This window comes from Thalassospira mesophila, assembly GCF_002115755.1.
GTDB classification, from domain to species: Bacteria; Pseudomonadota; Alphaproteobacteria; order Rhodospirillales; family Thalassospiraceae; genus Thalassospira; species Thalassospira mesophila.
On the sequence record NZ_JFKA01000004.1, the window covers coordinates 94,327 to 102,164 of the forward strand.

A 7,838-nucleotide genomic window follows, 5' to 3' on the forward strand; every position below is an offset into this window, starting at 1 on the left:
TAAAGCCTGTGATCAAAAAGATCACGTTTCGATCATTGCCTGTCTCATTTATCAGGGAGATAAGAATATGAAGATCAAGAATATCCTAAAAGGGGCTGTTTTCGGTGTCTTCGCCGTTTCCGGTGCCGCCCACGCCGCAGATGTGACGCTCAATGCGCTGTTCATGGCACAAGCCGCCTATAGCGAAGATGACATCCGCAACATGACCGCTGACTTCAAGGCGGCCAATCCCGGCGTCGATGTAAATGTCGAACTGGTTCCTTACGAAGCCCTGCACGACAAAATCGTCCTGTCGCAAAGCGCCAATGGCTATGACGTTGTTCTTTATGACGTGATCTGGCCTGCCGAATTTGCCCAATACAAACTGCTTGACGACGTAACAGACCGCATTGATGACAAAACCCGCAAGGCGGTTCTCAGCGGTGCCTGGACCACGGTGGAATATGACGGCAAGTATTATGGCATGCCCTGGATTGCCGATACAAAGTTCCTTTTTTACAACAAGGACATGTTGAAAAAGGCCGGGTTTGATCATCCGCCGGCAACATGGGAAGAACTTGAAACCCAGGCCAAGGCCATCAAGGACAAGGGGATTGTTGATTATCCGCTGGTCTGGTCGTGGTCACAATCCGAAGCCGCAATTTGCGATTACACCACTATCCTCTCGGGTATGGGCGGCCAGTTTCTGGATGCGGATGGCAAACCGGCCTTCAATACCGGCGGCGGCCTCAAGGCGTTACAATACATGGTCGGAACCATCAATGATGGTGTGACCAACCCCAATTCGCGCGAATATGCCGAGGAAGATGTCCGGCGCGTCTTTTCAAGCGGACAGGCCGCTTTTGCCCTTAATTGGGGCTACATGTACAATCTTGCCAATGATCCGGCCGAAAGCCAGGTTGCGGGCAATGTTGGCATTGTTCCGGCACCCGGCGAAGCCGGCGTTTCAAAGGCATCGGCCGTCAACGGGTCAATGGGCCTTGGTATTCCCACCAAAAGCACGCACAAGGAAGAAGCCTGGAAATACATCCAGTTCCTGACCTCGCAAAAAGTGCAGAACAAATACGCCAAACTTAGCCTGCCGGTCTGGGAAGCATCCTATAGCAATCCCGACGTGATCAAGGGCCAGGAACCGTTTGTCAATGCGGCCAAAACCAGCTTTGCCGTGATGGCACCGCGCCCCACCATGGCATCCTATCAGGAAGCATCCGCTGTTTTGCAAGAAGCCCTTCAAAACGCAATGCTCGGCACGGCGACGCCGACCGATGCCTTAAACAATGCGGCCAAAACCATCGCCGATTTGCAGTAATCGCTTCTGTTATTATCCCTGCTCAAACCGGAGCCGAAACACCGCTATGATTTCCTATCGTAAAACGGTGACGGCGTGGCTACTGCTGACCCCGATGATTGTCATCATCCTTGGGGTCAGCGGATACCCGTTGATCAAAACAGTTTATTACAGCCTGACCGGGGCAAAACTGATCGCGCCTGACCTGACCGATGCCTGGATAGGGTTTGGCAATTACATTCGGGCATTATCCTCATCTAATTTCCGCGAAGCCATCTGGCACACAACCTATTTCGCTGTAATTTCCGTTGGCGTGGAAATGATTATCGGCGTGATGGTCGCGCTCTTGCTAAACGAAGTCTTTGTCGGCCGCACCCTGTTGCGCGCCATGCTGATCCTGCCCCTTGCATTGCCAACTGTGGTCAATGCGATGATGTGGCGGCTGATCTATAACCCGGATTTCGGTGCCCTTAATGCGTTGCTGGTGCAGTTAGGCATGCTCGATGCCTATCGATCGTGGCTGGGCGACCCGGCAACGGCGCTTGACATGGTGATTGTCGCCGATGTCTGGAAAAACTTTCCACTGGTCGCCCTGATTGCTTTGGCCGCCCTGCAAACCGTCCCCAAGGATTTATACGAGGCTGCAACCCTTGACGGTGCAGGGATGTGGAACCGGTTCTGGCGGATTACGCTGCCTGCCATTCTCGGCCCGCTTAGCGTGGCCCTGGTACTGCGCACGATCGAGGCGTTCAAGGTTTTTGACATTATCTATGTCATGACCCGGGGTGGCCCGGCCAGCAGCACGAAAACCGTCAGTTTTTATGTCTATCAGGAAGCATTCGCCTATATGCGGGTCGGGTCGGGGGCGTCTTATGCCCTGATCGTGGTGCTGATCAGCGCCTGCCTGATTGCCGGTTACATGTATCTGATCCGCAAGCACGGAGAGGCCTGATCATGCAAACATCGCTGGCCAAAAAAATATGCATCTATCTCGGCGCGGCCTTGCTGGCACTGGTCATTGCCCTGCCCGTGTTGTGGCTGTTTATCATGAGCATCAGTTCGTCAACCCACCTGACGACCCTGCCCCTGCAATGGTGGCCTGACAGCCCAACCCTGGAAAACTACCGCAGCTTGCTGATCTATGCCGAAAACACCCCGTCGCAAAGTTTTCTGTATGCTATCCGCAACAGCATTTTTATTGCCCTTGCGGCAACCGGGTTATCGGTTGCAGCAGCCATTCCCGCCGCATACAGCTTTTCGCGCATGCCCGGCCCACGCCGCAAAAACCTGCTTTATGCCGTAATCGCGATCTTTATGTTGCCGCCGGTCGCACTCGTTTTGCCGCTTTATACGGTGATGAGCGCGCTGGGGCTTCTCAATACGCATTTCGCGCTGATCATTGTTTATTGCTCGATCCTGTTGCCGTTTACGACATGGCTTTTAAAAAGCAATTTTGACACGATCCCAAGCGACCTGGACGAAGCCCCGATCATTGACGGGGCCAACCGGTTGCAAGCTATCTGGTATGTGATCCTGCCAATTGCGCGCCCGGCTTTGGGGGCCGCTGTCATGATGTCGGTATTGCTGGCATGGGACGAGTTTTTCTATGGCCTGCTTTTCACAAACGACATTCGCGCCAAAACCGTCACGGTCGCCATTGCCGATCTGGCCGCCGGGCGTGTTGCCGATTATGGCCTGGTTTCGGCCGCCGGAATACTGGCGGCAGTACCGCCTGTTATTTTGGCCTTTTTCATGCAGAAAACCCTGGTTTCAGGGCTGGCAAGCGGCAGCGTCAAGGGATGAATGTGATGCGTAAAACACCAAACGGCATCCACCCCGATCCGGCCCGCGACATCATTTCAATCGGGACGATCAATATCGACCAATTGCTAGGCCCGATTGATCACTGGCCTAATCGCGGCACCGAAACCGTTTACCCCGATTACGAAATGCGGGTTGGCGGGGGTGGCGGCATATTTGGCGCGGCCCTGCTGGCCCTTGGTGCCAATCAGCGCATGGTGGTTAATATCGGCAACGACGAAATGGGACAGTGGCTTAAAGCCCAATTTGGCCCCCTTGCCGATCACTGGCACCAAAGCGAGGCCGTCACATCGGTAACCATCGGCCTGACCCATTCCGACAAGGAACGGACATTTTTGTCCAATCAGGGGCACAGCGCGCTTTTCAATGCCGATATGGCGCGAAAAATGCTGAAACATGCCGAACTAAAAGGATCAACAACCCTTCTGGTCGGCAATTTCCTGATGCCTCGACTGGTCCCCGAATGCACCAGCCTGTTATCTGAACTTCGCGACGCAGGTTCGATTGTTGCGCTCGATACCGCATGGCCAACCGGGGGCTGGACCAATGCCGTTCAGGACCATGTGCAAAACTGGTTGCCGCTGGTTGATATCCTTTTGATCAACGAGGCCGAAGCCGCCGGTTTTCTTGGCATCGACAATGATAGTTTCACCGCCAATGTTGATCTGCACATAACGGACATCAGCCGGAAACTGGCACCGGGTGCAATTGTTGTCGTCAAACGTGGAAGCCTGGGCGCATCGGCCTGCACAGGCACCCATGTCCTTCATGCGGCCCCCGATGGCCCGGTAAATGTGGTTGATACCGTTGGCGCGGGCGACTGTTTTAACGCAGGCTTCCTGCTGGCATTTCAGCATGGCGCACCTCTGGTTAATTGTCTTCATGCCGGGATAGAAGTAGCGGGCAAAGCCATTGCCAGTCATCCGCGCCGTTATCCTGCCCTTGCCGATTTGAATGCCCGCATTCGCGCATTGCTACAACCGGCCCCCCAACCAACAACCAATCACAAGACCTTCGATCAAGTGGAGAACGGCTAAGATGTCATCGATATCATTATCAAATGTCACCAAGGCTTTTGGCGACACAAACATCATCAAAGGCGTTAATCTGTCGATCGAAGATGGCGAACTTGTTGTTTTTGTCGGGCCGTCAGGATGTGGAAAATCGACGTTATTGCGCCTGATTTCCGGGCTTGAGGAAATATCTGGCGGGCAAATCCATCTTGGGGAAAAGCGGGTTGATCAGGTATCGGCATCAAACCGCGATATCGCGATGGTGTTTCAGTCCTATGCCCTTTATCCCCATATGACGGTGGCCGAAAACATTGGTTTTCCGCTGAAAATGGCTGGTAAATCAAAAGTGGACATCGCGGCAAAAACCCGGGAAATCGGCACGACCCTGCAATTGCTGGACCTGTTTGACAGAACACCAAAACAATTGTCGGGCGGGCAGCGCCAGCGCGTGGCGATTGGCCGTGCCCTGGCGCGTGATCCGCAAATTATCCTGCTCGACGAACCGTTATCGAACCTTGATGCCGCCCTGCGCGTTGATATGCGAATGGAACTGGCCCGCCTGCACCGCGAATTAAAAGCAACAATGATTTACGTCACCCACGATCAGGTTGAAGCCATGACCATGGCCGACCGCATTGTGGTGCTGCGCGACGGGGCCGTCGAACAAATCGGATCGCCGTTAGAACTTTACTTGAAACCGGTTAATCAGTTTGTTGCCGGTTTCATCGGGTCCCCAAGGATGAATTTCTGGTCCGCAAAGACCGATGACAACGGCCGTCTGGCGCTGCCATCGGGCATGGCGTTATCATTGCCCTGCCCGCTTGGCGCGCAACAAGCCGTTACGCTTGGCGTGCGCCCCGAACATCTGGTTCTTGCCCCCGATGATGGGGCGGCAGCACTGACCGGCACGGTTTTGTCGGTCGAACATTTGGGATCAGATACCTTTGTCCAGCTCCATTGTGGCTTTGCGACCCGCGTACAAACAGAAATCAATGTCCGCCTTGCCGGGATCGTTCCGGTGCGCATCGGCGACAACCTTAGCCTGGCAGTCGCAACAATGGATAACTGGCATGTTTTCGATGAAGAAGGTCTTCGGGTTAAAACCGAAAAATAACATCGTTTTTATCGAGACGTCGCCCTTTCGTGGCCTTGGTTTTCGTGAGGGGCGCAAAATCTGAAACACGAAACAAGCATGGCAGGCCATGTGCATGATCACATCATTGCCAGCCGGGCGATTATAATGCGTTCACGATACCAGGGCTTATATAACGCCGCCTTGCCGTACTCAAAGATTTGCCCGGCACCAAACGGGATTTATGGCAGCCCGCATCGACCCATAAAAAACGCCCGGCCATGATGACCGGGCGTTTTTGTGCAATAAAACCCGTAAAGCTTATTTAAAACCGGCCACGGCATGCGGCACATAGGGTGCCTCAAGCCGGGCGATTTCGTCGTCACTTAACCCCAGCGACATCGCCGCAATGGCATCATCAAGATGGTGTGGTTTGGATGCACCGACAATGGGCGCGGTAACGCCGTCTTTTTGTAAAAGCCACGCCAAAGCCACCTGCGCGCGCGGAACGCCGCGTTTTTTGGCAACCTCGCCCACCGCATCAATCACTTTGTGGTCGGCATCCCGGGTATGTTCATATAACCGCTTGCTGACTTCGTCTTTTTCGTCGCGGTTGGTTTTTTCATCCCAGTCGCGGGTCAGTTTGCCGCGTGCCATCGGGCTCCACGGGATCACGGCAATTTTCTGATCGGCACATAACGGCAGCATTTCGCGTTCTTCTTCCCGGTACAGCAAATTCAAATGGTTTTGCATGCTGGAAAACCGGGTCCAGCCATTGGCCCGTGACACATAAAGGGCCTTGGCAAATTGCCATGAATGCATCGACGATGCGCCAATGTAACGGGCCTTGCCAGCCTTGACCACGTCATGAAGGGCCTCAAGCGTTTCTTCAATCGGGGTGCCATAATCCCAGCGGTGAATTTGATAGATATCGACATAATCGGTACCCAGCCGTTTCAGGCTGCCATCAATTTCATCAAAAATCGCCTTGCGCGACAAGCCCGCCCCGTTGGGACCGGGACGCATGCGGTTAAACACCTTGGTTGCTAAAACCACATCTTCGCGACGGGTAAAATCCTTGATCGCCCGGCCAATAATTTCTTCCGACGACCCGGCCGAATACATATTGGCGGTATCCAGAAAATTAATTCCCGCTTCCAGCGCCTTGCGAATGATCGGGCGGCTTTCTTCTTCGGGCAGGGTCCAGGGGTGCGGGCCGCGATCGGGCTCGCCATAGGTCATGCAGCCCAGACACAGGCGCGATACTTCCAAACCGGTGGAACCAAATTTAACATAGTCCATTTGCCGTCTCCTGTCAGGAAAGGCAGCGCACCCCGTATCTGGCGGGACCGATATGATGATATCGATTGCATCGCGGGAAAGAACAAACAGGGAGCGCAGCCGAATTGATGAGATGGCCCATCATAGCCAAAATCATCGCAAATCAAAACAGTTGTCACTATTTTTGCTAACATGCAGTGATTATCAAGCTGAATGAACCGGTTATTTTTGCCACACCAATGCCCCGGCATAATCGCGCCAGTGATCAAGATAAACCGTATCGGATGGCAGCCTTAAGGCCGGGTCATTAATCGCAGTGCATTTGAAAATGGCCTCGTAAACGCACCATTGCTGATAAAAATCGGCCTGTCGGGGATCATTTTTCAGGTGGCGCATCCGGGTTTCATCGGCCTGATTGGGGTCAGCCCGCCGGTTGCCAAACAGCCATTTTTCCAGCCGGGCAATGTTCCGGTCCGGGTCGCGATATTCAATATCAATGCCGACCTGGCCCGCCAGACAAAAAGCCACACCAAACAAATCGCGGCTATGGCTGATGGTTGCGCCATAATGCCCGGCCCCGCTGGCACGGTGAAGCGCTGGTTTGCCGTTTTCGTCGCGTATATAGGTTAAACCGGCCTCCCCGGTGACTGTTTGCGCCAGCGCACACAAGGCCGCCCGCGCCTGATCAGAGGTCACCTTGCGGCGCAAACGTCGGTCTTGCGGCAAATTTTCCAGCCTTTCCCACGCCCAAAAGACGTTATCGTTAAAGGCTGTTTTGATCTGCATTTTTTCGTCCCATACGTCAAATTGTCTAACAGACCACACCACTGCCCTGTTTACTTGTTCTGTTTCAATGCCCTACAACAAGCTATCAAATGATCGAAAACATGCGGGCATACCCGCACAAAGGCATATCTTCTAACCCAATGCTCAACCGTTTCCAAACAAGGAGCCATACTTCATGATGCGTTCAATCAAAATTGTTCTGTTCGGGATGTTAACGATGCTGGTGGTTGCCTGCACCGCCCCGATTGCCCAGGTCGAACGTCAACCGTTCCCGGATGATGCCCAAAACCTGACCATGGACCAGATTGAAGACGCCATCATCAAGGCCGCAACCGCGCGCGAATGGACGGTTAGCAAACTGGCAACCGGCAAACTAACCGCGACATATGCCCCGCGCGACCATGTTGCCAAAGTCGAAATTGATTTTACCCAGCACGATTTTTCAATTCTGTATGTCGATAGCACCAACCTGAAATATAATGGCGGCACCATTCATAAAAATTACAATCGCTGGGTCAACAATCTGAAAGTTGATATCCAGCGCGAAGTTGCCGCCAAGGTGGCACTGTCTTCGTAA

The 7,838-nt window shown here is 53.6% G+C and carries 8 protein-coding genes; 6 read left to right on the forward strand and 2 right to left on the reverse strand.

Annotated features, from left to right (window positions below; all coding sequences use genetic code 11):
• The first annotated feature begins 67 nt into the window (after positions 1-67).
• From TMES_RS10560 to TMES_RS10580, 5 genes are read left to right on the forward strand one after another with little or no spacing between them, the layout of a single operon-like run.
• The gene (locus tag TMES_RS10560; protein WP_085582263.1) at positions 68-1,309 is read left to right on the forward strand and encodes an extracellular solute-binding protein; all 1,242 of its coding nucleotides are present in this window, start codon (positions 68-70) and stop codon (positions 1,307-1,309) included.
• A gap of 46 nt (positions 1,310-1,355) precedes the next feature.
• Positions 1,356-2,240, forward strand: a complete 885-nt coding sequence (locus tag TMES_RS10565) for a carbohydrate ABC transporter permease (protein ID WP_085582265.1) — start codon at positions 1,356-1,358, stop codon at positions 2,238-2,240.
• 2 nt (positions 2,241-2,242) lie between these two features.
• Positions 2,243-3,091, forward strand: coding sequence for a carbohydrate ABC transporter permease (locus tag TMES_RS10570; RefSeq protein ID WP_085582267.1), 849 nt, complete (start codon positions 2,243-2,245; stop codon positions 3,089-3,091).
• A 5-nt stretch (positions 3,092-3,096) separates the two neighbouring features.
• Positions 3,097-4,146: a carbohydrate kinase family protein gene (locus TMES_RS10575; RefSeq protein WP_158091221.1), complete on the forward strand. Its 1,050-nt coding sequence runs from the start codon at positions 3,097-3,099 to the stop codon at positions 4,144-4,146.
• Between the two features lies 1 nt (position 4,147).
• Positions 4,148-5,236 carry an ABC transporter ATP-binding protein gene (locus TMES_RS10580; protein WP_085582271.1) on the forward strand — a complete coding sequence of 363 codons (1,089 nt, stop codon included), beginning with the start codon at positions 4,148-4,150 and terminating at the stop codon, positions 5,234-5,236.
• Between the two features lie 279 nt (positions 5,237-5,515).
• Here TMES_RS10580 and TMES_RS10585 read toward each other — a convergent pair whose 3' ends face one another.
• Both TMES_RS10585 and TMES_RS10590 read right to left on the reverse strand, forming a co-directional pair.
• Positions 5,516-6,496 (reverse strand): aldo/keto reductase, encoded by a 981-nt coding sequence (locus tag TMES_RS10585; protein ID WP_085582273.1) that lies wholly within the window; start codon positions 6,494-6,496, stop codon positions 5,516-5,518.
• A gap of 201 nt (positions 6,497-6,697) precedes the next feature.
• On the reverse strand, positions 6,698-7,261 hold the full coding sequence (locus tag TMES_RS10590) for a 4'-phosphopantetheinyl transferase family protein (protein ID WP_085582275.1): 564 nt from the start codon (positions 7,259-7,261) through the stop codon (positions 6,698-6,700).
• A 175-nt stretch (positions 7,262-7,436) separates the two neighbouring features.
• Between TMES_RS10590 and TMES_RS10595 the strand changes: the two genes are divergently transcribed.
• Positions 7,437-7,838 carry a hypothetical protein gene (locus TMES_RS10595; RefSeq protein ID WP_085582278.1) on the forward strand — a complete coding sequence of 134 codons (402 nt, stop codon included), beginning with the start codon at positions 7,437-7,439 and terminating at the stop codon, positions 7,836-7,838.